Annotated in this window: 20 protein-coding genes and 1 pseudogene; 4 read left to right on the top strand and 17 right to left on the bottom strand. The window is 47.1% G+C overall.

All coding sequences use genetic code 11. From position 1 onward, the window contains the following. Positions 1-125: 125 nt before the first annotated feature. The 4 genes from NSQ51_RS01025 to NSQ51_RS01010 form a co-directional block, all read right to left on the bottom strand. Complete coding sequence (locus NSQ51_RS01025; protein ID WP_064213564.1) at positions 126-926, bottom strand: AAA family ATPase; 801 nt, start codon at positions 924-926, stop codon at positions 126-128. Continuing rightward, entirely contained in the window at positions 919-2,172 is a 1,254-nt protein-coding gene (locus NSQ51_RS01020) for an IS481 family transposase (protein ID WP_117219280.1), read from the bottom strand. Before NSQ51_RS01020 ends, NSQ51_RS01025 begins: the two co-directional genes overlap by 8 nt. A gap of 152 nt (positions 2,173-2,324) precedes the next feature. After that, positions 2,325-2,870 (bottom strand): DUF6431 domain-containing protein, encoded by a 546-nt coding sequence (locus NSQ51_RS01015; protein ID WP_033011705.1) that lies wholly within the window; start codon positions 2,868-2,870, stop codon positions 2,325-2,327. 73 nt (positions 2,871-2,943) lie between these two features. Then, the gene (locus NSQ51_RS01010; RefSeq protein WP_220699889.1) at positions 2,944-4,194 is read right to left on the bottom strand and encodes a DEAD/DEAH box helicase family protein; all 1,251 of its coding nucleotides are present in this window, start codon (positions 4,192-4,194) and stop codon (positions 2,944-2,946) included. Between the two features lie 65 nt (positions 4,195-4,259). Between NSQ51_RS01010 and NSQ51_RS01005 the strand changes: the two genes are divergently transcribed. Beyond that, positions 4,260-5,447, top strand: coding sequence for an IS701 family transposase (locus tag NSQ51_RS01005; protein WP_033010947.1), 1,188 nt, complete (start codon positions 4,260-4,262; stop codon positions 5,445-5,447). A 33-nt stretch (positions 5,448-5,480) separates the two neighbouring features. Here the strand turns inward: NSQ51_RS01005 and NSQ51_RS01000 are convergent, their stop codons facing one another. Further along, on the bottom strand, positions 5,481-6,527 hold the full coding sequence (locus NSQ51_RS01000) for a type I restriction endonuclease (RefSeq protein WP_121674117.1): 1,047 nt from the start codon (positions 6,525-6,527) through the stop codon (positions 5,481-5,483). Between the two features lie 236 nt (positions 6,528-6,763). Between NSQ51_RS01000 and NSQ51_RS00995 the strand changes: the two genes are divergently transcribed. Then, positions 6,764-7,897, top strand: coding sequence for an IS4 family transposase (locus NSQ51_RS00995; protein WP_121678437.1), 1,134 nt, complete (start codon positions 6,764-6,766; stop codon positions 7,895-7,897). Here the strand turns inward: NSQ51_RS00995 and NSQ51_RS00990 are convergent. Beyond that, the gene (locus tag NSQ51_RS00990) at positions 7,884-8,927 is read right to left on the bottom strand and encodes a restriction endonuclease subunit S (RefSeq protein ID WP_183085850.1); all 1,044 of its coding nucleotides are present in this window, start codon (positions 8,925-8,927) and stop codon (positions 7,884-7,886) included. The two genes, NSQ51_RS00995 and NSQ51_RS00990, sit on opposite strands and share 14 nt — an antisense overlap. Before the next feature lie 115 nt (positions 8,928-9,042). On the opposite strand from NSQ51_RS00990, the gene NSQ51_RS00985 reads away from it, so the two are divergent. Beyond that, positions 9,043-10,050: an ISL3 family transposase gene (locus tag NSQ51_RS00985; RefSeq protein WP_342462719.1), complete on the top strand. Its 1,008-nt coding sequence runs from the start codon at positions 9,043-9,045 to the stop codon at positions 10,048-10,050. Positions 10,051-10,247: 197 nt separating this feature from the next. On the opposite strand, the gene NSQ51_RS00980 is transcribed toward NSQ51_RS00985, so the two are convergent. The 3 genes from NSQ51_RS00980 to NSQ51_RS00970 all read right to left on the bottom strand — a co-directional run bounded on the left by NSQ51_RS00980 (position 10,248) and on the right by NSQ51_RS00970 (position 12,992). Then, positions 10,248-11,048: an AAA family ATPase gene (locus NSQ51_RS00980; RefSeq protein ID WP_064213564.1), complete on the bottom strand. Its 801-nt coding sequence runs from the start codon at positions 11,046-11,048 to the stop codon at positions 10,248-10,250. Next, the gene (locus NSQ51_RS00975) at positions 11,041-12,294 is read right to left on the bottom strand and encodes an IS481 family transposase (protein WP_342462705.1); all 1,254 of its coding nucleotides are present in this window, start codon (positions 12,292-12,294) and stop codon (positions 11,041-11,043) included. Before NSQ51_RS00975 ends, NSQ51_RS00980 begins: the two co-directional genes overlap by 8 nt. Positions 12,295-12,446: 152 nt before the next feature. Next, positions 12,447-12,992, bottom strand: coding sequence for a DUF6431 domain-containing protein (locus tag NSQ51_RS00970; protein WP_121692564.1), 546 nt, complete (start codon positions 12,990-12,992; stop codon positions 12,447-12,449). Positions 12,993-13,144: 152 nt separating this feature from the next. Here NSQ51_RS00970 and NSQ51_RS00965 point away from each other — a divergent pair. Further along, a pseudogene (locus NSQ51_RS00965) lies at positions 13,145-13,327 on the top strand (ISL3 family transposase); the annotation flags it as partial. Here the strand turns inward: NSQ51_RS00965 and NSQ51_RS00960 are convergent. The 8 genes from NSQ51_RS00960 to sigW all read right to left on the bottom strand — a co-directional run bounded on the left by NSQ51_RS00960 (position 13,311) and on the right by sigW (position 22,810). Then, positions 13,311-13,562, bottom strand: a complete 252-nt coding sequence (locus NSQ51_RS00960) for a hypothetical protein (RefSeq protein WP_147432151.1) — start codon at positions 13,560-13,562, stop codon at positions 13,311-13,313. The pseudogene NSQ51_RS00965 and the gene NSQ51_RS00960 sit on opposite strands and share 17 nt — an antisense overlap. Next, positions 13,559-15,529, bottom strand: a complete 1,971-nt coding sequence (locus tag NSQ51_RS00955) for a class I SAM-dependent DNA methyltransferase (protein ID WP_049625735.1) — start codon at positions 15,527-15,529, stop codon at positions 13,559-13,561. Before NSQ51_RS00955 ends, NSQ51_RS00960 begins: the two co-directional genes overlap by 4 nt. A 249-nt stretch (positions 15,530-15,778) precedes the next feature. Further along, entirely contained in the window at positions 15,779-17,581 is a 1,803-nt protein-coding gene (glmS, locus tag NSQ51_RS00950) for a glutamine--fructose-6-phosphate transaminase (isomerizing) (RefSeq protein WP_049625214.1), read from the bottom strand. A gap of 537 nt (positions 17,582-18,118) precedes the next feature. After that, a complete protein-coding gene (gene glmM / locus NSQ51_RS00945; protein WP_033016922.1) occupies positions 18,119-19,468 on the bottom strand; it encodes a phosphoglucosamine mutase in 1,350 nt (449 codons plus the stop codon). 27 nt (positions 19,469-19,495) lie between these two features. Further along, the gene (locus NSQ51_RS00940) at positions 19,496-20,734 is read right to left on the bottom strand and encodes a CdaR family protein (RefSeq protein WP_033016923.1); all 1,239 of its coding nucleotides are present in this window, start codon (positions 20,732-20,734) and stop codon (positions 19,496-19,498) included. Then, positions 20,727-21,548 (bottom strand): diadenylate cyclase CdaA, encoded by an 822-nt coding sequence (gene cdaA, locus NSQ51_RS00935; protein ID WP_033016924.1) that lies wholly within the window; start codon positions 21,546-21,548, stop codon positions 20,727-20,729. Before cdaA ends, NSQ51_RS00940 begins: the two co-directional genes overlap by 8 nt. A gap of 72 nt (positions 21,549-21,620) precedes the next feature. Then, positions 21,621-22,232, bottom strand: a complete 612-nt coding sequence (gene rsiW / locus NSQ51_RS00930; RefSeq protein ID WP_033016927.1) for an anti-sigma-W factor RsiW — start codon at positions 22,230-22,232, stop codon at positions 21,621-21,623. A gap of 14 nt (positions 22,233-22,246) precedes the next feature. After that, positions 22,247-22,810, bottom strand: coding sequence for an RNA polymerase sigma factor SigW (sigW, locus tag NSQ51_RS00925; protein WP_049625215.1), 564 nt, complete (start codon positions 22,808-22,810; stop codon positions 22,247-22,249). Positions 22,811-22,916 lie beyond the last annotated feature (106 nt).

The following is a 22,916-nucleotide window of genomic DNA, read 5'->3' as shown; positions in this document are numbered from 1 at the left end:
TTGTTCCGGATTTTGCACATTCTTTCGGAACGTTTGCACGCTCTTTCAGATGAAGATTTCCAGCGCGCCTGATGGACCTATGGAAAAGAGAAAGCACAAAAGAGGCCGATTCGGCCCCTTTCGTGCTAATACCCCATTTCCTCTGCGGCCATGCGCACCACTTCTTCGTCAATGGCGTCCTTTTTCAGCTGATACCCGTATAACAGGCACGTCGTGGCCAACGTGTTGATCACCCGAGGCCATCCCCGCGACTGCAGGGCAATCGCCTCTAACGCCGATGGGGTGAAGATCGGATGCTTCGCCCCGGCCTGTTTCATCCGATGTTCGATGTAGCCCGCCACCTCTTCCTTCTCCAGCGGCCCCATCCGGTATCGCATGATGATCCGCTGGTCGAGAGGGCGGTGCTGATTGAGCCGCAGCTTCCCCTGTAAATGGGGCAGCCCGGCCAAAATCAAGACAAATGGGTTGGTCGAATCCATCTCAAAGTTGAACAAGATCGCGATGTCCTGTAAAAATGCATCCTTCGCTAAATGCATCTCATCCAAAATGAACACCGGCGTGATCCGCCGTTCATGATACAATCGCTCGATCGCCTGCTGGATTTGGCGGAAGAGGTCTACCTTGCGGTACTTCGGTTCCTCTCCTAATCCCAAGGCCAGTCCACGGTAAAAATCCATCACGCCTCCGGTGGATAACGGAAAGTAGACGACATGATACAATGATGGATTCAATGACTCTTTCAGCGCCCGAAGGGCGAACGTCTTGCCCGCCCCCGGCTCTCCGATCAACAGCCCGATCCCCCGGGTTCGTTTCACGTACTCCAGCGCCCGCAACGCTTCCTGAAATGACGCCCCTTGATACGCCTCGGACGGGTCTGTTTCTTTCGCAAACGGCTCCCGCGAAAGGGAGTAAAACGATTTATACACTGTGTTCTCCCTCCTTCGCCGGAATCGCCGCAAACGGGGACCGATGGCGTTTTACATAGGCATTGTCCTCCAAACGCACCCGAATGGCTTCCGCCACCCGTTTGCCCTCTTCGTACACATAGACGCCTCGTTCGTCATAGCGGAGCTCAATCGATTGCCCAATGAACCGAGGCGGCACTTCGTATAGCTGTTTATTCAGGGTGATTGTGCCATCGGCTTTCACCTTGCGGTGCTCCCGTTTCAGAAAAATCGCATCCAGCCAATCGCCATCTTCGATGAACGACACGAGATGCACTTGCGATTGAAACACCTCATGCGGCGTTTTTCCGTCCAGTGAGGCGTGCGGTTTTCGATGATACTCCTCTTCAAGCCACTTCCAAAAACGCTCGTTCAACTCGTCAAGCGATTTCGGCGGATTCAGCTCCAACAGTGGATAAAACCGTGTCTGTACGGTGCGGAAGAACCGTTCGATTTTTCCCTTGCTTTGCGGGTCATACGGCTGGGTGTGGATGAGCGTAATTCCCATCTCGGCGCACGCATACTGCAGCACCTCGGACCGATAAATTTTCCCGTTGTCCGAGTAAATGCGTTTCGGCTTCCCGCAACGAAGCACCGCTTCCTTCGTGACGATCCGCAGCCCGTCAAACTTCTCCGAAGGGAAAAATTGGGCATATGGCACTAACCGCGAGCAGTCATCGATATACGCGATCAAAAACGTTTTCTGGGCTTTCCCATGGACGCGAATCGTGGGTCCATGGGATAAGTCCCCTTGCCATAGCTCATTGATCTGGTCATACGCAAAACGCTTTCGCTCCGGCATCGGCAAGATTTCTTTTCCCACCAGGTTGTGTTTTTTCAACAATCGGTATATAGTAAAGTAAGAGGTATGATTTTCTGGGATTTCCCCCTGCTCGATCAGGTGTTCGTAGAACACCGTCACGGGCATGGTGGGATGTTCTTTTCTTAGGGCTAAAATATGATCCTCATCATCGGGCGACAGACGCCTTGAGTGGCCGCGGTCCGAACGGCGCTTCGGCTTTAAGGCGTCAAAGCCCCCTTTTTTGTATCGGGTGCACCAATCGAGGATCGTCTTGGCTGCGATTCGTTTGTCTCCCTGGTGGGGAACATGGTGCACTCGCTCGCTCACCTCTTTCAGATACGTCTTCGGTTCCACCTGCCCATTCACCAACGGAGCGATTAGCCCGTACCGAAACAGGGCAATGTCGTGTCTCATCGACTCATTCATTCAAATCTCCTCCTTGTCTCACTTGGAATCAGGACCGTTCCGGTCCGTCTGCCCTTATCGTACCGAATTGCTTTTTCTCCGTCGATAGGAAAGGTTTGTGGGAACCGAAACTATTTCCAATTTAGGGTATGTATGTAAAATCAGGATCCCATTTAATTCGCAAAAGGGTGTCGGAATCCGCCCTCCCACATCTCTCTGATGGCCGAATCAAGACCGTGTTCCTCTAACGTCTGGATCCACCAAGAAGCCCGTTCCTTTTCTTTTTTCACGATAGGGCCTATGATCCTCCACCGCCTCGCAAAAAAGCTGTGAAGGCTTGATAGGTTTCGGTAGAACCGTCGGACATAAAAGATGATGCCGTCCTTTGTCGGGAGAAACGGAGCCTGGTTCGTCCTTTCGGTCAATCCCAACTGCTCTTTCACGACTTGCCATATGGCGGACAACGTATACTGAAAATACGGGAGGAGAAAGGAAGGCAGCACACTCACCGTCTTCAAGCATTCCCGACAGCGATACCGGACAATCCAAATGCGATAATCACCATGTGGGGTCAATGCGTTTCGCTCATAGTAACCGTGGCGGTGCAACGGGCGCTTGGCCCGGCAATGCGGACACTTTTTCAGAAGAGGGAAGTCGTTTTCTTTTCCACGCTCTGCATACGTTTGGACGTCAATGCCAAAGTCATGAAATTGGATCACGTCCTCCTCCCCCTCCTATGAACCGATGGATTTTCTCTTCCGAAATAATTCACAAAAAATTTAGCACATTCTTTCAGAAAAGGGGAGAGGGCTTTCTGAAGGAATGTGCAAAAAAATGTCTCTTTTGTTCCGAAATAAAGTGATAATTTACATCAAGCACAAATGTATCGTGTTTTTCAGGATGTGTACGATTTAATCGCGATAGCGTTTGTACCGCTTTGACGCCTGATAATTTTTTATCAACGTACATTGTATGAAGAAGTGGTTGATCAAAACCTGTTTGGTATTTGTCCGCCACAATCATGATTTTATAATCATCTTCTTCAAATTTAGACTTCGTTTGGGATTCAGGGAACCCGTTCATTTCTGATTCCGTTTTTGTTTCGCCTAATTCTTCATCATGTACTTTTCCTGAAAAAGCAACTAATACATATAAATCTTTATAATTCTTTTTCTTTAGATACTCTTGGAATGCATCCATGTATCGTTTCGCATGAAGACGTGAGCTTGTGACAACCATCGCTTTTGCTTTACCGCCAATTTTATGGCGAGTAAAGTTTCGAAAATGTTCAATGATTATTTCTGCCTTTTGAGATAAGTTAGTCGGATGCAATGATACAAAACGAGCAATTCCCTTCATGGTCGTTTTCTTTTCTACTTCTGGATCATCATTGATTGCTTTGCATATTTTAAAATATGTTTCGTATGTAACGTAATTTTTTAACACATCTAAAATAAAACCTTCTTCAATAGCTTGGCGCATGGAATACAGATGGAATGGTTCAGGTTTTCCTTCTTCATTTATTTGCCCAAACATCTCTAATGTTTTTTTCTTTGGTGTCGCTGTAAATGCGAATAAGCTTAAGTTTTGTTTTCTTTTATAAGCCGATAAAATGCTAGCAATCTGATCATCAATATCCGGCTCATCGCTTTCTTCAAGAGCATCTGCTTCGGCTGCTTGGTTTAAATTTTTGTAGGATAGAATATCCTTCATTTTTCTGGCAGTTATCCCTGTTTGAGAACTATGAGCTTCATCCATAATGATGGCATATGTTGCATCTTCAGGCATCGATTGAATTTTCTCGATCACAAACGGGAATTTTTGAAGGGTTGTTACAATAATTTTAGATCCTTTACTTAAAGCTTCAGCTAACTGGTTAGAATCTTTATCGATATAAGCAACAAAGCCTGGAGTGGAATCAAATTGGCGAATAGTATCTTGAATTTGTTCATCTAAAACAACTCGATCGGTAATTACAATAACCGTACTGTAGATGAGCAAATTCACTGACATAAATTGACAACTAAACAAAAAAGGAGACATGAACCGGACTCCTTGGGTAAAATAGATGTGCTCAAAACCCATTCACACAAGGAGGTTCATGTCTCATGAATAGATTAGCACATCACCAAGGAATCCACAAGTTTTTCTTCACGCTGGGGTTGACGCTGCAGCTTTCCAAACCGGTCATCAAGCATCTCATTCATATTGTCGATGCCTTGACCACCAAGGGATTCTCGGGAACATTGACTGATATTCATTACTGGAGCTTTCATCCGAATCATCGAACGACGCTCCGTCACTTTTTCACGAAAAGCCCTTGGAACGAGGAAAGGCTGCTTGGGAAGCTTCAAGAGTGGATCCTTTCCCAGGTCGAACGACTGGCCAAACGGAAGAATCAACCCCTTTTTGTTTCGATTGATGATACGATTTGCCAAAAAACAAAGCCTTCGTCACGGGCTGTGCACGCCATTCAAGGGTGCGACTGGCACTACTCGCATAAAGATCATCAATCGGTCTGGGGGCATTCGCTCGTTTGGCTGATGGTGCACACCTTCACGCAGGCGTTCCCATTTGCGTTCCGCCTGTATGACAAGAAAGCGGGAAAAAGCAAGATCGACCTGGCGATCGAGATGCTTTCCTCGCTCAAGGTGAAGCGGGCTCAGCCGGTGTATGTGCTCATGGATTCGTGGTATCCGTCCAAAAAGCTCATTGAAGCCTGCTTGAAACAGGGATTCCATGTCATCGCGATGCTCAAGACGAACCGGATTCTCTACCCGAAAGGCATCGCCATCCAAGCCAAGCAGTTCGCCCGCTATATCGAGTCCAAAGACACCCGCCTCGTCACGGTGGGGCAGGAGCGTTATCGCGTGTATCGCTATGAGGGGGCCATCCATGGCCTCGATGACGCGGTGGTGCTGCTGGCTTGGAAGGCGGATCAGCCGATGGCGCCGGAACATCTTCATTGCATCTTGAGCACCGACCGGGAACTCGGGGACGAAGACATCTTGCGTTACTACGCCCAGCGCTGGACGATCGAGTGCTTTTTCCGGCAGGCGAAAGATCAACTGAAGCTGGATGGATACCGCGTTCGCCACATTCGGGCGGTGAAACGGTATTGGGCGGTGGTGCTGTTGGCCTGCGTGTACAGCATCGCCGAATCCCGACAAAACCTCTCCACCGGGCTGGAGCTTCTTCGGTCGCGGAAAGACCACAGCGTCGTCGAGTTCATTTATGACGCTGCGAAGCAAGATATTCCCATTGATGTGATCAAAAAACAGCTCCGTATCGCGTAAGGGGTACCCTGTTTGTCTCTCTAACCATGGAAATTATTGTAATGAAAAATGCTCATCTACAGTAACCGTATTAAAAATGACATTACCTTTGGCGTCTGCTAGTGATGCTAGTCGATAGGAAAGCCATGCGATCGTGTTACTCTTTCCGCTTCCTGCAGAATGTTGAATTAAATAGCGTTTTCCTGGACCATTTGCTAATACATCATCTACAATTTTCCTTACAGCATCCAATTGATGAAAACGAGGGAAAATTAATTGTTTTTTATTTTTTTTCTTATTCTTTTTGTCTTTTTCAATTTTTAGCTCGATAAAGTTTTGTAAAACATCAAATAAGCTATCTTTTTGTAAAATTTCTTCCCAAAGATACGAAGTTTTATATCCAGATGGGTGTGGCGGATTTCCTTTACCGTATTCATATCCTTTATTGAATGGTAAAAAGTACGTCTTTTCTTTTTTTAATTCTGTTGTCATATGAACTTCATCTGGGTCGACTGCAAAATGAACGAGAGAGCGCTGATTAAACAAAAAGATCGGCTCGTTTGGATCTCGGTCTTTGTATTGTTCAATAGCATCTTCATAGGATTGACCAGTTAAATGATTTTTTAATTCCATTGTGATAATTGGAAATCCATTCAAATCAATTACCACATCAATGGATTCATTACTTTTTGTGCTGTATTTCACTTGTCGTGTAATCGTTAATCGATTTTTATGATAATTAGCTACTGCATCTGGATTTAAATCATTGTCTGGTTTTAAAAAGAATAATCTTATTGGAATACCGCGGTCTTTATATTTACCCTTAGCACTATCACGCAATAAACCAATTAATCCTTTTGGATGCGTTTTAATTGCTCTTGTAAGGGATGTAAGAAAACTATTTTCAACATTTGCCCCATAAATCGTTTCAAGCGCTTCCCAAGCCTTTGGCTGTGTATCTTTAATAAAATTGATTAATCTGGTTGGAAATAGCCCTAAATAAGGATTAAATTCAGCAGGATTACCTTTCAGATAACCCTGCTGAAGTAATACATGTTCTATCGCTGATTCAAAAGCCACTTCACGATGATCGACGGTCATGTTTATTCCCCCTTTCGAAATCCACGAACATCGATTTTTCCGGTAACGGCTTCATAAATTAAAGATTCTCGAAATTCATGCAACTTCTTTATTTGATTATTTATTGCTTCAATTAAATTTTCATATTCTGTATCAGGCGTGTTGATTATCCAATAAAATCCAAAGGGTATAGAAAAAAGAGCACCTTTCCTGTAGAATGTGAGTAGCAACACAAACAAACCCAGGAGGTGCTCTCTATGAACAAGCATACCACACTCCCGAATTTGATGCAAAAACTTGTTTCGGATGAAGAGATTCAACTGATTGCCGAAGCGGTTGGGTATCGTGATTCGTCTCGAACCTTTACGTTGCGCGAGTTGATTCACTTCTTCCTGCTGGCCGCCATGCATCAATGGAAAAGCTTTCGCCACGGAGCCGATGTGGGGCCTCTGTATGGATTGCCGCGATTCCATTATTCAACTGTATCCAAGAAAGCGAAAGAAGTTCCCTATGACATCATGAAACGCTTGTTGGCGTTGATCATTTCCAAGTGCAACCGCCAAACCCGCCGTTCGCTTCGGTTTCCCAAACCGCTTCGGGTGGTGGATTCGACGACCGTCACGGTCGGGAAAAACCGCCTCCCATGGGCTCCGTATCACGGCGAACGCGCCGGAGTGAAGCTGCACGTCGCGTATTCGCCGGAATCCTCGTTGCCGGCAGACGTGGTGGAAACCATCGGACTGCGTCATGATGGCCCGGTGGGAGAACAGTTGACGAACGCTCAACAAGTGCTGGTGGAAGACCGGGCGTATTTCAAAATCGAACGCCTCGATCGATTTGTGGAGCAGCATCAGCTCTTTGTCATTCGGATGAAGGACAACATCGAACTTCATCAGAAAAAAAGCTTGAACCGCCTTCCGAGCGCATCTTCATCGGTTCAAGCCGACTTCACGTGCCAGTTGGGAACGAAACAATACCGCTCCACCAAGCGTCACCGGGTAGTGATCTTTCGAGATGCGAATGGCCGCGACATTCGGGTCGTGACGAACCTCTTCCATGCGTCTGCGGAAACCATTGCCGACATGTACCAACAACGTTGGACTGTTGAGATCTTTTTCCGTTGGGTGAAGCAATATCTGAATGTCCCGACCTTGTTTGGCACGACGGAAAATGCGGTATACAACCAACTGTTTGCGGCGTTCATCGCGTATGTGTTGCTGCGATGGCTGTATGATCAAACCAAAAAACGGACGAACGTCTCTCTTTCCTTCATTTCGTTTGTTCGCCGTTTTTTCTCTGGGCAGCTTCCTCTCGATTGGAAATCCGGGATGGCCGCTGCTTTGTTTGAGTATGCCCAAATTTATGGAAGGCGTATGTCTAATTTTGGATAATCAACACTCGTGATTCTGTATATATTCTTTCAACATAGTTTACAATTTGTACTTGTTCATCATAAGGTGGTTTTACTACAAAAATTGATTTAAATTGTTCTGGATATATTCGCCATCTCATCATCATAATTCCTTTTCCAAACCTATAGCAATCACCTTTGAAATAATGAGATCTAAAATAATAGTGATAAAATCTTGGTTCAATTTCTTCATCTATTTTTCTGTAAACATCATAATCTGGGCTACAAACCCCTTCGTAATCTGAAATTGAAATTGCCCCCATCCATGCTAATAATTTATTAACAACAATGTCATTCTTCTTAACAATTTTGTAATCAATAACGGTTTGTGCTTTATTTCCCTTCTGTTCTAGTTCTTTTCTTGGTTTGACACCTATATCAGTATAAAGAGATAATAATTCAGCGTCTTCCGAATTATTTCTCTCATCAATCTGCTTAAATAAATATTTTATTTTTTTGATTTCCCAATGCTCAGGTACTTCTCCAAGCCATTCAATCCCTGAATCCTTCATCTTAGTTGTTTCTGGCGATAATCCTTTCGTGACTGCTTCGGTGATGATGGCTTGGCGCTGTTCTTGAAGGAGCTCAATGAGTCGTTCTTTTCCTTTGATGATAACGTCAATTTGAGATGTTTTATAATCCAAGAAATCTGCAATTAACCTCTGTTCATCTAATGGCGGGACTGGGATTTTCGTCTTTGATATTATTGCTGGTTCTACCCTTTGATGGCTATTAGTTGCTGATTTTACAAACGAATTATAATAATCAGCTAATTTACTATTGCTTAGAATATAATACAGGTATTTGCCCATTATTTTTTTCGGATAAAATGGGACAAATTCAGTTGAACAAACTATATCTTGTTTTTTCTTTTCTGTTAATACCACTGTTTTTTTTCTTGGATTTAATTTGGAAATTAATACTTCTCCACCTTTTAATTTATATTTGTTACTTTCTATGTTATCTCCATTTTCTAATCTGCCATCATTAACACTTTGGCTCTTCACCACAAGTTGTACTTGATCATTGAAGATCGGTGTGCATAGAGAAAATAGAGGGTACAAAAAATGCGAATTTTCCTGTATGGTAAAGGTGTCCAAACCAAACCATTGGAGGAAAATTCGCATGTACGCTCAGTTTATCAAAGAACTCATCGATTTACCAGATGTTTTGATTCAAAAGGTGCGAAAAGAAGAAGAACGTTGGATTTTCGAACTTTCTCTTCCTGAACAATGCCCGTTATGTCCTGTTTGCTTGAAACGCACGATCAAAATGACAGGAAAAAAGAAGCAATGGATGCATGGGTATGCTCAACGGATCGGCATCTTTTGGGTGGAACTCCCTGTGGAGCGTAGACGTTGTTGTACATGTGGCATGACATTCAGCACGTCTTATCCCGGAATTTCCCCTCGAAGTGCAGCGACGGATGCGTTTCAGCAATGGGTGGCGCAATCTTGCATCGGAACATCCATTCAGGCGGTGGCTCGTATGCTCAAGCTTCCGTACACGACCGTTGAACGCTGGTTTTATACCCATGCCCCTTCCTTCCTATCGAATGACATCCAACCAAAGGCAGTTTGTGTCGATGAGTTTGCGTTTCGAAAAGGACATGATTACGGAGTGGCAGTCATGGATGCCGAAACGGGAGAAGTGTATGCCGTTGAAGCAGGAAAGAACGAGGAAGCCATTGGACGTGTGTTGGCTCCTGTGTCTGGTTCTGTTCAGTATGTCGTGAGTGATTTGGCTCCAGCGATGAAAAAAGCCATTCAAGGGGTGTGTCCGGAAGCGAAGCATGTGGTCGATTATTTTCATGTGATTCAATTGTTTACGGAAGCGTTGGATCGATGCCGCAAATCCTTCGGAAAAGGGAACAAGAAACATGGGCATGTTCGGCATGTTTGCCGCTTATTGACCCAGTGCCCCGAGAAACTCACCGAGGAGGAGCGCCAAACGGTGCGGGAGTGGCAGAAAGAGAGTGATTCCTTGCAGGCTGTCTATCAATCCCTTCAACATTTTCGTTATGTATCCAAAAGCCAAAACGAGCGACAAGCGAAACGTCGTTTGAACGCCTGGGTTCATCGGTATTTGTTTTGTCCTTGTTCTGCTGTTCGCGCCATCGCAAATGTAAACTAGCACATTATTTCAGAATCCCTTTTTCAAATTATTTCAGGCGGATTCGGAAATAATGTGCAAAATTTTTGCGGATTGTTCCGGATTTTGCACATTCTTTCGGAACGTTTGCACGCTCTTTCAGATGAAGATTTCCAGCGCGCCTGATGGACCGATGGAAAAGAAAAAGCACAAAAGAGGCCGATTCGGCCCCTTTCATGCTAATACCCCATTTCCTCTGCGGCCATGCGCACCACTTCTTCGTCAATGGCGTCCTTTTTCAGCTGATACCCGTATAACAGGCACGTCGTGGCCAACGTGTTGATCACCCGAGGCCATCCCCGCGACTGCAGGGCAATCGCCTCTAACGCCGATGGGGTGAAGATCGGATGCTTCGCCCCGGCCTGTTTCATCCGATGCTCGATGTAGCCCGCCACCTCTTCCTTCTCCAGCGGCCCCATCCGGTATCGCATGATGATCCGCTGGTCGAGAGGGCGGTGCTGATTGAGCCGCAGCTTCCCCTGTAAATGGGGCAGCCCGGCCAAAATCAAGACAAATGGGTTGGTCGAATCCATCTCAAAGTTGAACAAGATCGCGATGTCCTGTAAAAATGCATCCTTCGCTAAATGCATCTCATCCAAAATGAACACCGGCGTGATCCGCCGTTCATGATACAATCGCTCGATCGCCTGCTGGATTTGGCGGAAGAGGTCTACCTTGCGGTACTTCGGTTCCTCTCCTAATCCCAAGGCCAGTCCACGGTAAAAATCCATCACGCCTCCGGTGGATAACGGAAAGTAGACGACATGATACAATGATGGATTCAATGACTCTTTCAGCGCCCGAAGGGCGAACGTCTTGCCCGCCCCCGGCTCTCCGATCAACAGCCCGATCCCCCGGGTTCGTTTCACGTACTCCAGCGCCCGCAACGCTTCCTGAAATGACGCCCCTTGATACGCCTCGGACGGGTCTGTTTCTTTCGCAAACGGCTCCCGCGAAAGGGAGTAAAACGATTTATACACCGTGTTCTCCCTCCTTCGCCGGAATCGCCGCAAACGGGGACCGATGGCGTTTTACATAGGCATTGTCCTCCAAACGCACCCGAATGGCTTCCGCCACCCGTTTGCCATCTTCGTACACATAGACGCCTCGTTCGTCATAGCGGAGCTCAATCGATTGCCCAATGAACCGAGGCGGCACTTCGTATAGCTGTTTATTCAGGGTGATCGTGCCATCGGCTTTCACCTTGCGGTGCTCCCGTTTCAGAAAAATCGCATCCAGCCAATCGCCATCTTCGATGAACGACACGAGATGCACTTGCGATTGAAACACCTCATGCGGCGTTTTTCCGTCCAGTGAGGCGTGCGGTTTTCGATGATACTCCTCTTCAAGCCACTTCCAAAAACGCTCGTTCAACTCGTCAAGCGATTTCGGCGGATTCAGCTCCAACAGTGGATAAAACCGTGTCTGTACGGTGCGGAAGAACCGTTCGATTTTTCCCTTGCTTTGCGGGTCATACGGCTGGGTGTGGATGAGTGTAATCCCCATCTCGGCGCACGCATACTGCAGCACCTCGGACCGATAAATTTTCCCGTTGTCCGAGTAAATGCGTTTCGGCTTCCCGCAACGAAGCACCGCTTCCTTCGTGACGATCCGCAGCCCGTCAAACTTCTCCGAAGGGAAAAATTGGGCATATGGCACTAACCGCGAGCAGTCATCGATATACGCGATCAAAAACGTTTTCTGGGCTTTCCCATGGACGCGAATCGTGGGTCCATGGGATAAGTCCCCTTGCCATAGCTCATTGATCTGGTCATACGCAAAACGCTTTCGCTCCGGCATCGGCAAGATTTCTTTTCCCACCAGGTTGTGTTTTTTCAACAATCGGTATATAGTAAAGTAAGAGGTATGATTTTCTGGGATTTCCCCCTGCTCGATCAGGTGTTCGTAGAACACCGTCACGGGCATGGTGGGATGTTCTTTTCTTAGGGCTAAAATATGATCCTCATCATCGGGCGACAGACGCCTTGAGTGGCCGCGGTCCGAACGGCGCTTCGGCTTTAAGGCGTCAAAGCCCCCTTTTTTGTATCGGGTGCACCAATCGAGGATCGTCTTGGCTGCGATTCGTTTGTCTCCCTGGTGGGGAACATGGTGCACTCGCTCGCTCACCTCTTTCAGATACGTCTTCGGTTCCACCTGCCCATTCACCAACGGAGCGATTAGCCCGTACCGAAACAGGGCAATGTCGTGTCTCATCGACTCATTCATTCAAATCTCCTCCTTGTCTCACTTGGAATCAGGACCGTTCCGGTCCGTCTGCCCTTATCGTACCGAATTGCTTTTTCTCCGTCGATAGGAAAGGTTTGTGGGAACCGAAACTATTTCCAATTTAGGGTATGTATGTAAAATCAGGATCCCATTTAATTCGCAAAAGGGTGTCGGAATCCGCCCTCCCACATCTCTCTGATGGCCGAATCAAGACCGTGTTCCTCTAACGTCTGGATCCACCAAGAAGCCCGTTCCTTTTCTTTTTTCACGATAGGGCCTATGATCCTCCACCGCCTCGCAAAAAAGCTATGAAGGCTTGATAGGTTTCGGTAGAACCGTCGGACATAAAAGATGATGCCGTCCTTTGTCGGGAGAAACGGAGCCTGGTTCGTCCTTTCGGTCAATCCCAACTGCTCTTTCACGACTTGCCATATGGCGGACAACGTATACTGAAAATACGGGAGGAGAAAGGAAGGCAGCACACTCACCGTCTTCAAGCATTCCCGACAGCGATACCGGACAATCCAAATGCGATAATCGCCATGTGGGGTCAATGCGTTTCGCTTATAGTAACCGTGGCGGTGCAACGGGCGCTTGGCCCGGCAATGCGGACACTTTTTCAGAAGAGGGAAGTCGTTTTCTTTTCCACGCTCTGCATACGTTTGGACGTCAATGCCAAAGTCATGAAATTGAATCACGTCCTCCTCCCCCTCCTATGAACCGATGGATTTTCTCTTCCGAAATAATTCACAAAAAATTTAGCACATTCTTTCAGAAAAGGGGAGAGGGCTTTCTGAAGGAATGTGCAAAAAAATGTCTCTTTTGTTCCGAAATAAAGTGATAATTTACAGCAAAATCACTCGTCAAACGAACAGACGAAATCATATCGTGCATTTTATCCCCTTATTCAAATGGGAAAATGGAGGGAACAAATAACAAGATCAAGCTGATGAAACGTCGGGGATACGGATACAGAAATATCCAGCGTTTTGCATTGCGGGTTCGGCTAGAAACAGCTAACATACTTTCATGACAGGTGCAAGTACAACTTTTGGTGATGAACCAACACTTTGTACTGTTGGTATATCATAGTAAAATAATTCTTTTCCTTTCATATCTTTGGTGTCTATTGAATTTAGTGTTTTATTAGCAACATATTCTATTCTCGACACCTTCCAATGTTCAGGTATCTTACCTAACCACTCAATTCCTGAATCTTTATATTTCGTATAAGATGTGTATTGTTCTATCTGTTTTAAATCTTTCATGCCAACAACCCCCGAATCTTCTCCACAATACTTGCTTCAAGCTCTTGAATTTCTTTGGCAATTTCGGAGGATGGACGAAGTTTTTCGAATTTGTAAAAGTATCGAGTAAACGGAATCTCATAGCCAACTTTTCCAACGAATCCATCTTTATCATCGGTTATCGTTTCATTAATCCAGGCATCCGGAACATAAGGTTTTACTTCTTGTTCAAAATACTCGTAAATATCTTGTTTTAACGGTACATTTTCATAATCGCGAAGTTCTGGATCTGGTTCTGGATTTCCGTCTTTGTCTAAACAAATATCCGCATGTTCATCTCGTTCGGATAGTGCAGTTAAAATCGCTTTCATGACCGATGCTTTTATGGATAACCCCGCTTTTTTTATTACTTTTTTAAGTTCCTTTTCAAATTCGTCCCGATTTCGGAAAAGTTTTGAATCATCAATATCTCTGATTGCATTAATAATTGCCTCTTGTTCTTCTTTTGTTAGTTTTGTAAATGATTTTTGCTCATAAAGTCTTTCTATTCGCTCTTTGCTCGTTTGGAAATTCAAACGTAATGGTCGTTCAATGGTAATACGTCGATAGCCAAAGTCTTCGTTATCAAAAATTTTGCTGTATTCATTTTCCTCGAAGAAACTGTATAGCTCTACGATTTTTTGAATATGTTCTTCAGTAAGTTCATTTCTTTTATTTCCTAAGCTCTTACGCATTTTTTGGTAAAAATCTACGGCATTAATCAGCTGGATCTTTCCTTGTCTTTCTGGACTTTTATGGTTGCTTAAGATCCACACATAGGTTGCAATACCGGTGTTATAGAAAAGATCTGTCGGAAGAGCAATAATCGCTTCAAGCCAGTCGTTTTCAATAATCCATCTCCGTATTTCGCTTTCCCCTGAACCAGCTCCACCAGTGAACAACGGACTTCCGTTTAAAACAATAGCAATACGACTTTCTCCTGGTTTCATTTTAGAAATCATATGTTGTAAGAATAATAATGATCCATCACTTACGCGAGGAAGACCTGCCCCAAATCTTCCTGAGTAACCCAGCTCTTTATGTTCTTTTTCAATTTCTTTTTGAACTTTTTTCCAATCAACTCCAAATGGCGGATTAGAAAGGAAATAATGGAATTGTTCATTCTCTAATCCATCTTGAGTAAAGCTATTTCCAAACTTTATATTAGACGCATTAAGCCCTTTGATAAGCATATCTGCTTTACAAATGGCATAGGATTCCGGATTTAACTCCTGTCCGAAAACTTCGATATTCATCGTAGGATTTAACTTTCGTAGATACTCATGAGCTACTGCAAGCATTCCTCCTGTTCCACAAGCTGGATCATAAATTTTACGAACAACTTTTTCTCCGGTTAACGCTTCTTTATCGGCATCAAACAAGATATTTACCATTAATTTGATTACTTCTCGTGGAGTAAAATGTTCTCCGGCAGTTTCGTTGGATTGTTCAGAGAAACGACGGATAAGCTCCTCAAATATGTACCCCATTTCAATGTTGCTTACGACATCCGGATGAAGATTAATTTTTAAGAATTCATCTAATACTAAATACAACAAATTTGATTCGCTTAATCTCTGAATATGCACGTCAAAATCAAAATGTCGGAGAATTTCCCGGACGTTTTCGGAAAATCCGTTCAAATATGTACGAAAGTTATCTGCTAACAAATTAGGATAATTCTTTAGGCTCTTCAAGGTAAAAGGGCTAACATTATAAAACGGCGCATTCGCTACACGGTATAAAATCCTTTGATTAAACAAGGTTAAAGGTTCTTGCATCGTTTTATATTTTTCTAATACTGCATCCTTAGTAGGCTCAAGAACACAATCTAATCGACGAATGACCGTAAGCGGTAAAATGACTTTACCATAATCGGATTGTTTATAATCACCACGTAATAATTCGGCAGTATTCCAAATTAAACTTACTTTATCAGAAAAATTCATAACACCCTCACTCCCTTTATATCAGCATAATCCTTTTAAATGCTTCTTCGTTTTTAGTATAGACCCCTTCATTTTGGGTTTCCATATGAATTTAACCGATTTATTTTAAAAAACAATAAAAGTGTTGGCAATGCTTTATTGCCAACACTTTTATCTTGGTTACCAACTTTATTTTTCAGTTACCATCTTTATTTTCTAGTTACCAACTTTATTTTCCGCGGACAACAGCCTTTCCGACCAACGAACCGCTCACTCCACCGTCACGCTCTTCGCCAAGTTGCGCGGTTTGTCGACGTCGCAGCCGCGGTGCAAGGCGGCATAGTATGCGATCAGCTGCAACGGCACGACGGACACAAGCGGCGTAAGATCCGGATGGACAGCCGGGATGATGAAGCGGTCGCCGTCGCCTTCCAGGCCGCGCATCGAGATGACGCACGGGTTCGCGCCGCGGGCGACGACTTCTTTTACGTTGCCGCGAATGCTTAAGTTGACGTGCTCTTGGGTGGCGAGGGCAATCACCGGCGTGCCGTCCTCAATCAAGGCGATCGTGCCGTGTTTCAGCTCGCCGCCGGCGAACCCTTCCGCTTGGATGTAAGAGATCTCCTTCAGTTTCAGCGCGCCTTCTAGGCAGACATAGTAGTCAACGGCGCGGCCGATGAAGAAGCAGTTGCGCGTCAGGGTCAAGTAGTCGCTCGCGATTTTCTCCATTTCCTCTTTCGCATCGCACAGCATTTCCATCACATTGGCGACGATGGCAAGCTCTTTCGTCAAGTCAAAGTCCAGCTCAAAGCCTTTCGCTTTTGCCGCCGCGGCGGCCAAAATCGCAAGCACAGCAATTTGCGCCGTATAGGCTTTTGTCGAGGCAACGGCGATTTCCGGGCCGGCGTGCAACAGGAGCGTATAATCGGCTTCCCGCGACAGCGTCGAACCTGGGACGTTCGTGATCGTAATCGCTTTATAGCCGAGTTTGTTCGTTTGCACGAGCACGGCGCGGCTGTCGGCCGTTTCGCCGCTTTGCGAGATAAAGATGAAGAGCGGCTTTTCCGACAACAGCGGCATGTTGTACGAAAATTCGCTGGCGATATGCACTTCCACCGGAATTTTCGCCCACGATTCGATCAACTGCTTGCCGACGAGACCTGCATGGTAGCTCGTTCCGCACGCGACAATGTACAGGCGGTCAGCGTTCAGCACTTCGTTGATGATCGCTTGGTCAATCGTCAATCCGCCGTTTTCGTCTTGGTATTTTTGAATGATGCGGCGGATGACGAACGGCTGCTCGTCAATTTCTTTCAACATGTAATGCGGATACGTTCCTTTTTCAATGTCGCTTGCATCGAGCTCGGCCGTAAACGACTTCCGTTCGACTGTCTCGCCGTTGAGCGTTTGAATCGTGACGTTCTCGCTCGTGACGATAACGAGCTCCCCATCCATCAGTTCGACGAATTGATTCGTCACTTGAAGCATCGCCATCGCGTCGCTCGCCACGACGTTAAACCCATCGCCCAAGCCGACGAGAAGCGGGCTTTTGTTTTTCGCCGCATAGATGGTGTTTTCGTCTTGCGCATCGATCATGGCGATGGCGTACGATCCTTTTAGCAGCGAGAGCGTTTTTCGGAACGCCTCTTCCGTTGTCAGCCCGTCACGGACGAATTTTTCCACGAGCTGGACGATGACTTCCGTGTCCGTGTCGCTTTGAAACGTAACATCGGCTAAATAATCGCGCTTGACCATTTCATAGTTTTCAATGACACCGTTATGCACAAGCGTAAAACGGCCTGAAGCGCTTTGATGCGGGTGGGCGTTCACTCGGCTTGGCGCCCCGTGTGTCGCCCAGCGTGTATGGCCAATGCCGACCGTCGCGTTGACGTTCGGGTCGACGATGCGGCGCAAATCAGCAATCCGTCCTTTTTCCTTAAACACATGCACGCCGCTTTCGTTCAACACAGCGATCCCCGCCGAATCGTAGCCGCGATACTCGAGTTTTTCCAATCCGCGCAATAAAATTTCCTTCACATCTTGATTACCGATATAGCCAACAATGCCGCACATGGCAAATGTTCCTCCTTTTCATCTTGGAGGCTGCCGCTAATGAGATCCTTCCATGTTCAGTTGTCAAAGAACAACGGGGCCTCGCCGATCCACGGGCGGCAGACTCCCTTCTTCGTTTCGCGCGATGACATCCTCCCCTTTGTGCAAAGGGTCACCCCTTTGTTTTAAGAGAGGACTTGCGGCTGTCATCGCTCCAGCCGGGAGGCATCCGCCGAAAACCTCGATAAACCTCCTCCTCGTCAACTAAGCGTTCTTCCGTCCAACGCTTAGTCCAGGCGCTTTTGTCGTCAAAACGATTGCAACAACCAACCGGTTTTTCTTTTTGAAACGTTCCATCCGCTGGAACAACTGCTGTTCCTGATCTCCTTGTTCCGCCCTGCCATCGCCTCCTTTCAAGAAAAAAGCAACAACGTTAATATTACAGGACATTCCCAGCGGCGTCAACTATCATCTATCCATCCCTTTATATAAAATAACCTATGCATAAACGGAAGCGAACGTTCCGTCTATGCATAGGGTGGTTGTCCAAGCGGTCGGTTATTCCACTCCCATTTCACGGCGAACGACATCCGCGATCCGCTCCACGTAGGCGCGGCACGCTTCTTCGGTCGGGGCCTCCGCCATAATGCGCACAAGCGGCTCAGTCCCCGATGGGCGGACAAGAACGCGGCCGTTGCCGTTCATCTCTGCCTCCACTTCCTGGATCACTTTTTTCACTTGCTCATTTTCCATCGCTTTTTCTTTATCTTTTACCCGGACGTTCACAAGCAGCTGCGGGTATTTTTTCATTTCCCCCGCCAATTCGGAAAGCGGCTTGCCTTTGATTTTCATGATGTTGACAAGCTGGAGCGCCGTCAACATTCCGTCCCCCGTCGTGTTGTAGTCAAGGAAAATGATGTGTCCGGACTGCTCGCCGCCGAGATTATAGCCGTTCTTCTTCATTTCCTCGACGACATAGCGGTCGCCAACGGCCGTTTGTACACTTTTGATTCCCTGCGCCTCAAGCGCCTTGTAAAACCCAAGGTTGCTCATGACGGTTGAGACGACGGTTTGGTGCTTGAGGCGGCCGGTTTCTTTTAAATATTTGGCGCAAATGTACATAATTTGGTCGCCATCGACGATGTTGCCGTTCTCATCGACGGCAATGAGACGGTCGCCGTCGCCGTCAAAGGCGAGCCCGACATCCGCTCCTTTTTCTTTGACAAATGCGGCGAGCGCTTCCGGATGGGTGGACCCGACCCCTTCGTTAATGTTGAGCCCATTGGGCGAAGCCCCCATTGTCACGACATCCGCATCCAAATCGGCAAATAAGTACGTCGCAAGCGATGACGTCGCCCCGTGCGCGCAGTCGAGGGCGATTTTCATCCCGGAAAAATCTTCTTCATCAATCGTTTGTTTTAAATACTGCAAGTACTTTTGCCCGCCTTCGAAATAGTCGTTTACTTGCCCAAGCCCAGCCCCGATCGGCCGCGGCAGCATATCCTCCGCGCTGTCGATCAGCGCCTCAATTTCCGCTTCCTGCTCATCCGACAGCTTGAACCCGTCCGGACCGAAAAATTTAATGCCGTTATCTTGCACCGGGTTGTGGGAGGCGGAAATCATAATGCCGGCCTGCGCTCCAAGCGCCTTCGTCAAATAGGCGACGCCTGGCGTGGAAATGACGCCAAGGCGCATCACTTCCGCCCCGATCGACAAAAGCCCGGCGACAAGGGCGCCTTCCAACATATGGCCGGAAATGCGGGTGTCGCGCCCGATCAGTACTTTCGGGCGCTCAGCGCTTTTGGTCAGCACGTATCCGCCGCAGCGGCCGATTTGAAACGCCAACTCTGGCGTCAATTCACGATTTGCGACTCCTCGTACACCATCAGTGCCAAAATATTTGCCCATTCGTTCACTCTCTCCTTACTATGCAGTTTATTGTGCAGTTGCTTTGTCGCGAATATGGACCATCGCCGTTTCCGCCGACGGTTGCCATTGGACTTGTTTAGGGTGGTTCCATTGAATGGGAACTTGATGTTCGCCGGTGTCAAGTCCACCGACATCGACATACAAACGAATATCGTCTTTTGTCAACCCGCGGACGACATCGGGCGGACCGACAAGGTGGACCGTAATTTTGCCTTCAAGCGGTTTGACAAATTCAGCTTTGTATGAATCCGGCAAGCCGACGACAGCGATCGGCACGTCTTTCCACGTTTGCGTGACGTCTTTTTCCACATCAATATGGACCTTGATTTTGTCTGGGTTGATGCTTTTTGCGCCATCAGGGAGCGGAGCGTCAAGTTCTACCGTCGCATCATCCGTAATATCGTCCAAATCAACGGTCAATCCTTCCAGCTTGTCAATATGGTTCAACACTTCTTTCGGTCCATAAATCGTCACTCGATCCGGCTCCGGCGTGATGCTGACAAGATGCACACCATCCGGCAACTCCCCAGTTGTTCGCACTTGAACCGGCACCGTCTTGCTCGGGCTTTTCACCGGCACGGTTACTTCCACCGACGATGGCTCTGGCTCAATATCTAACTCATTTCCCCGTCGATCGTACACCCAAACGCGCGCTTCTCTCGTCAACGTTTCCGTCGCCCCATCTAAGTCGACGATGGCTTTGACAAACGCAATCTCGTCGATTAGTTCCTTCGCCCCGGTAATCGTCACGGCATCTGGTTTCACAGTCGGTTCTCCAACGGAATAGCCATCCGGCATTTTGTTTCGATTGAAAAATTCAACACCGACAGGAAACCGTTTCGACACTTTTTCACGAATCGTCACTTTGGCCGAGGAAGGCTGAATCGTCACTTTCAACTTGTCAGAGATGTCCCTGTATTTGATCGGCACCGTGTATGTCCCTAACGGCAATTCCGTTAAATCGACATACACCTCGAAATTTCGCTGCAGAGCCGTCGGCTTGACAATGCTGGCCGGCCCTTGGAGCGTAACGTTCACGTATTTCGGGACGCCAGATACAACCAAGTTGTCTTCATCATAGTAAGCGACCACCGGAATATCGATCAACGTTTCCGTATCTTCCTGGCCAAACGTGTTGCGCGTTTCACCGGTTTTCGCCCCGACATTGGCTGACATATACAGCATAATCGCCAGCAATAAGGAGACAACGCGAATAAACCAAGGATGGTCCATCAACTTATCCATGTTTCTTCCCCCTCCATTGCCAACGGGAAGAAGCGGGCGCCTTCGTCGCTGGAGCAAGTTCGCCGGTCAACAGCTCCCGAAACTCATCGATCGTTAAATCGCGGTGCAGCTCGCCGTTTTTCGTCAACGATACTGCTCCCGTCTCTTCCGACACGACGACGGTGACGCTGTCAGTCACTTCGCTGATGCCGAGCGCCGCCCGATGGCGTGTTCCGAGCTCTTTCGAAATAAACGGACTTTCCGATAATGGTAAATAACAGGCCGCCGCAGCGATTTGGTTTTTTTGAATAATGACCGCCCCGTCATGAAGCGGCGTGTTCGGAATGAAAATATTAATGAGCAGTTCCGACGACACATGAGCGTTTAACATAATGCCGGTTTCGATATAATCGTTCATTCCGGTTTCCCGCTCAATGGAAATCAGCGCGCCGATGCGTCGCTTCGCCATATACTCGGTCGCTTTGACAATGGCTTCCACCATTCGCATCCGCTCTTCATCTTCATTGACCGTATTGCGGGTGAACAGCCGTCCGCGGCCGAGCTGCTCCAGGGCGCGCCGCAATTCCGGCTGAAAAATAATGATGATCGCGAGAAATCCCCAAATGATCGCCTGATCCATCAGCCATTGCAACGTCGTCAATCCGAGGTAATTGCTCACGAAACGAACCAAAATAATTAAAAAAATGCCTTTTAACAGCTGAATGGCCTTCGTCCCGCGAATCATCATGATCAACTTGTAAATCACATACCAAACGACAAGGATATCAACCACTTTTAACAAATATGACACGATGGGGAGCTCTCCGAAGGACATCTTCACACTTCCTTTATCTCTAATTCCAATCTGTTGATGGCCACGGAAAAAGCCATCGAACGATGGCTGCCATCATTCAATCGATTGGAGCGCACGATTGAACCTTTCTTTAATATTATACCAAATCCATTCAAACACTTGATTAATTTCCTCCACTTCCCCTGTCACTTGCCCGGCGGACGCCATATATTTCTTTCCATGGATCACAGTCACGTCCCCATCAACCGTTCCTTCAATCCGAATCAAGCCATTGCGGACGACAATATCCCCTTTGACCGTTTCTCCTTTCGGCACGATGACAGTATGATCGCGGATGATGACATGTTCATCAGCTGAGACGGAAAACGCGCTTCTTTCCCCCCATGAAGAAGCTAAGCTGCCGAAAGTGAGCGCTAAAAACAACGAGGCAGCCGTAAGCAGCGGGTGGCGATGCAGGAAGCGGCGCAGCCGCGCGGTCTTTCTCTCTTTCGGCATCGCCTCCATAACCTTGGCTGCAAACGACGGCGGCGCCGCAACGTGGGCGGCATATTGGAGGAAAGCAACCGTCTTTTTCAGCTCGTGAAAATGGGCAGCACACGCAGCGCACGAACGCAAATGTTCTTTCAGCTGCTGCTCTCCTTCTGGCTGGAGATCTCCATCAAAATAGCTGTGCATGAGCAACACGATTTCTTTCGGACATTCCATAGTCTCCCACCCTCTTATAAATGACCCAATTGCCTGCGCAACGCTTCGCGGCCGCGATGCAGCCGCGTTTTCACCGTGCCGACCGGCAACCCTAAAATCTCGCTGATTTCTTGCAACGACAAATCTTCCATATATTTCAACACGATCACGCTCCGGTATTTTTCCGGCAACTGCTCAATCGCTCGCTGCACCGTCTCTTGCAGCTCCAGGCTTTCCACTGCCTCCTCCGGGGATGTTTCGCGGGAAAGAAGCTGAGCCTGCATCGTCAACCCGTCCGTGCCTCCGACCTCTTCATCTAAATACACGTCCGGCTTCCGTTTCCGCAATTTATCGATCGTCAAGTTCGTCGCGATCCGGTACAGCCAAGTGGAAAACTTCATTTCAGGATTGTACGTATCAATATGGATGTAGGCGCGGATGAACGCCTCCTGCGCCGCATCTTCCGCCTCATGCCGATTGCCCAACATTCGATAGCAAAGGCGGTAAATCTTGTCCTTATACAAATCGACAAGATCCGCGTATGCGTTTTGATCCCCTTTTTGGATCGCCTTAATTCTCTTTTTAATAAATAGATCCATAAAATACAATACCCCCGCCTCACGGCTTACTGTATATTACGGCGCTCGATCAAGAAAAGTTTCATGCAACATATTTATTGTATCATACAACTGAAAAAGAGGAGAC

This window comes from Geobacillus sp. FSL K6-0789, from assembly GCF_038593135.1.
GTDB classification, from domain to species: domain Bacteria; phylum Bacillota; class Bacilli; order Bacillales; family Anoxybacillaceae; genus Geobacillus; species Geobacillus stearothermophilus.
The sequence above is the reverse complement of the archived record's forward strand: the minus strand, read 5'-3'. Positions and strand labels throughout refer to the sequence as shown.

Excerpts from the sequence above, each read along its gene's own strand:
- NSQ51_RS01020 (WP_117219280.1), bottom strand. The coding sequence starts at position 2,172 with ATGAATGAGTCGATGAGACACGACATTGCCCTGTTTCGGTACGGGCTA.
- NSQ51_RS01010 (WP_220699889.1), bottom strand. The coding sequence starts at position 4,194 with ATGTCTCCTTTTTTGTTTAGTTGTCAATTTATGTCAGTGAATTTGCTC.
- NSQ51_RS01005 (WP_033010947.1), top strand. The coding sequence starts at position 4,260 with ATGAATAGATTAGCACATCACCAAGGAATCCACAAGTTTTTCTTCACG.
- NSQ51_RS01000 (WP_121674117.1), bottom strand. The coding sequence starts at position 6,527 with ATGACCGTCGATCATCGTGAAGTGGCTTTTGAATCAGCGATAGAACAT.
- NSQ51_RS00995 (WP_121678437.1), top strand. The coding sequence starts at position 6,764 with ATGAACAAGCATACCACACTCCCGAATTTGATGCAAAAACTTGTTTCG.
- NSQ51_RS00985 (WP_342462719.1), top strand. The coding sequence starts at position 9,043 with ATGTACGCTCAGTTTATCAAAGAACTCATCGATTTACCAGATGTTTTG.
- NSQ51_RS00975 (WP_342462705.1), bottom strand. The coding sequence starts at position 12,294 with ATGAATGAGTCGATGAGACACGACATTGCCCTGTTTCGGTACGGGCTA.
- NSQ51_RS00960 (WP_147432151.1), bottom strand. The coding sequence starts at position 13,562 with ATGAAAGATTTAAAACAGATAGAACAATACACATCTTATACGAAATAT.
- NSQ51_RS00955 (WP_049625735.1), bottom strand. The coding sequence starts at position 15,529 with ATGAATTTTTCTGATAAAGTAAGTTTAATTTGGAATACTGCCGAATTA.
- glmS (WP_049625214.1), bottom strand. The coding sequence starts at position 17,581 with ATGTGCGGCATTGTTGGCTATATCGGTAATCAAGATGTGAAGGAAATT.
- glmM (WP_033016922.1), bottom strand. The coding sequence starts at position 19,468 with ATGGGCAAATATTTTGGCACTGATGGTGTACGAGGAGTCGCAAATCGT.
- NSQ51_RS00940 (WP_033016923.1), bottom strand. The coding sequence starts at position 20,734 with ATGGATAAGTTGATGGACCATCCTTGGTTTATTCGCGTTGTCTCCTTA.
- cdaA (WP_033016924.1), bottom strand. The coding sequence starts at position 21,548 with ATGTCCTTCGGAGAGCTCCCCATCGTGTCATATTTGTTAAAAGTGGTT.
- rsiW (WP_033016927.1), bottom strand. The coding sequence starts at position 22,232 with ATGGAATGTCCGAAAGAAATCGTGTTGCTCATGCACAGCTATTTTGAT.
- sigW (WP_049625215.1), bottom strand. The coding sequence starts at position 22,810 with ATGGATCTATTTATTAAAAAGAGAATTAAGGCGATCCAAAAAGGGGAT.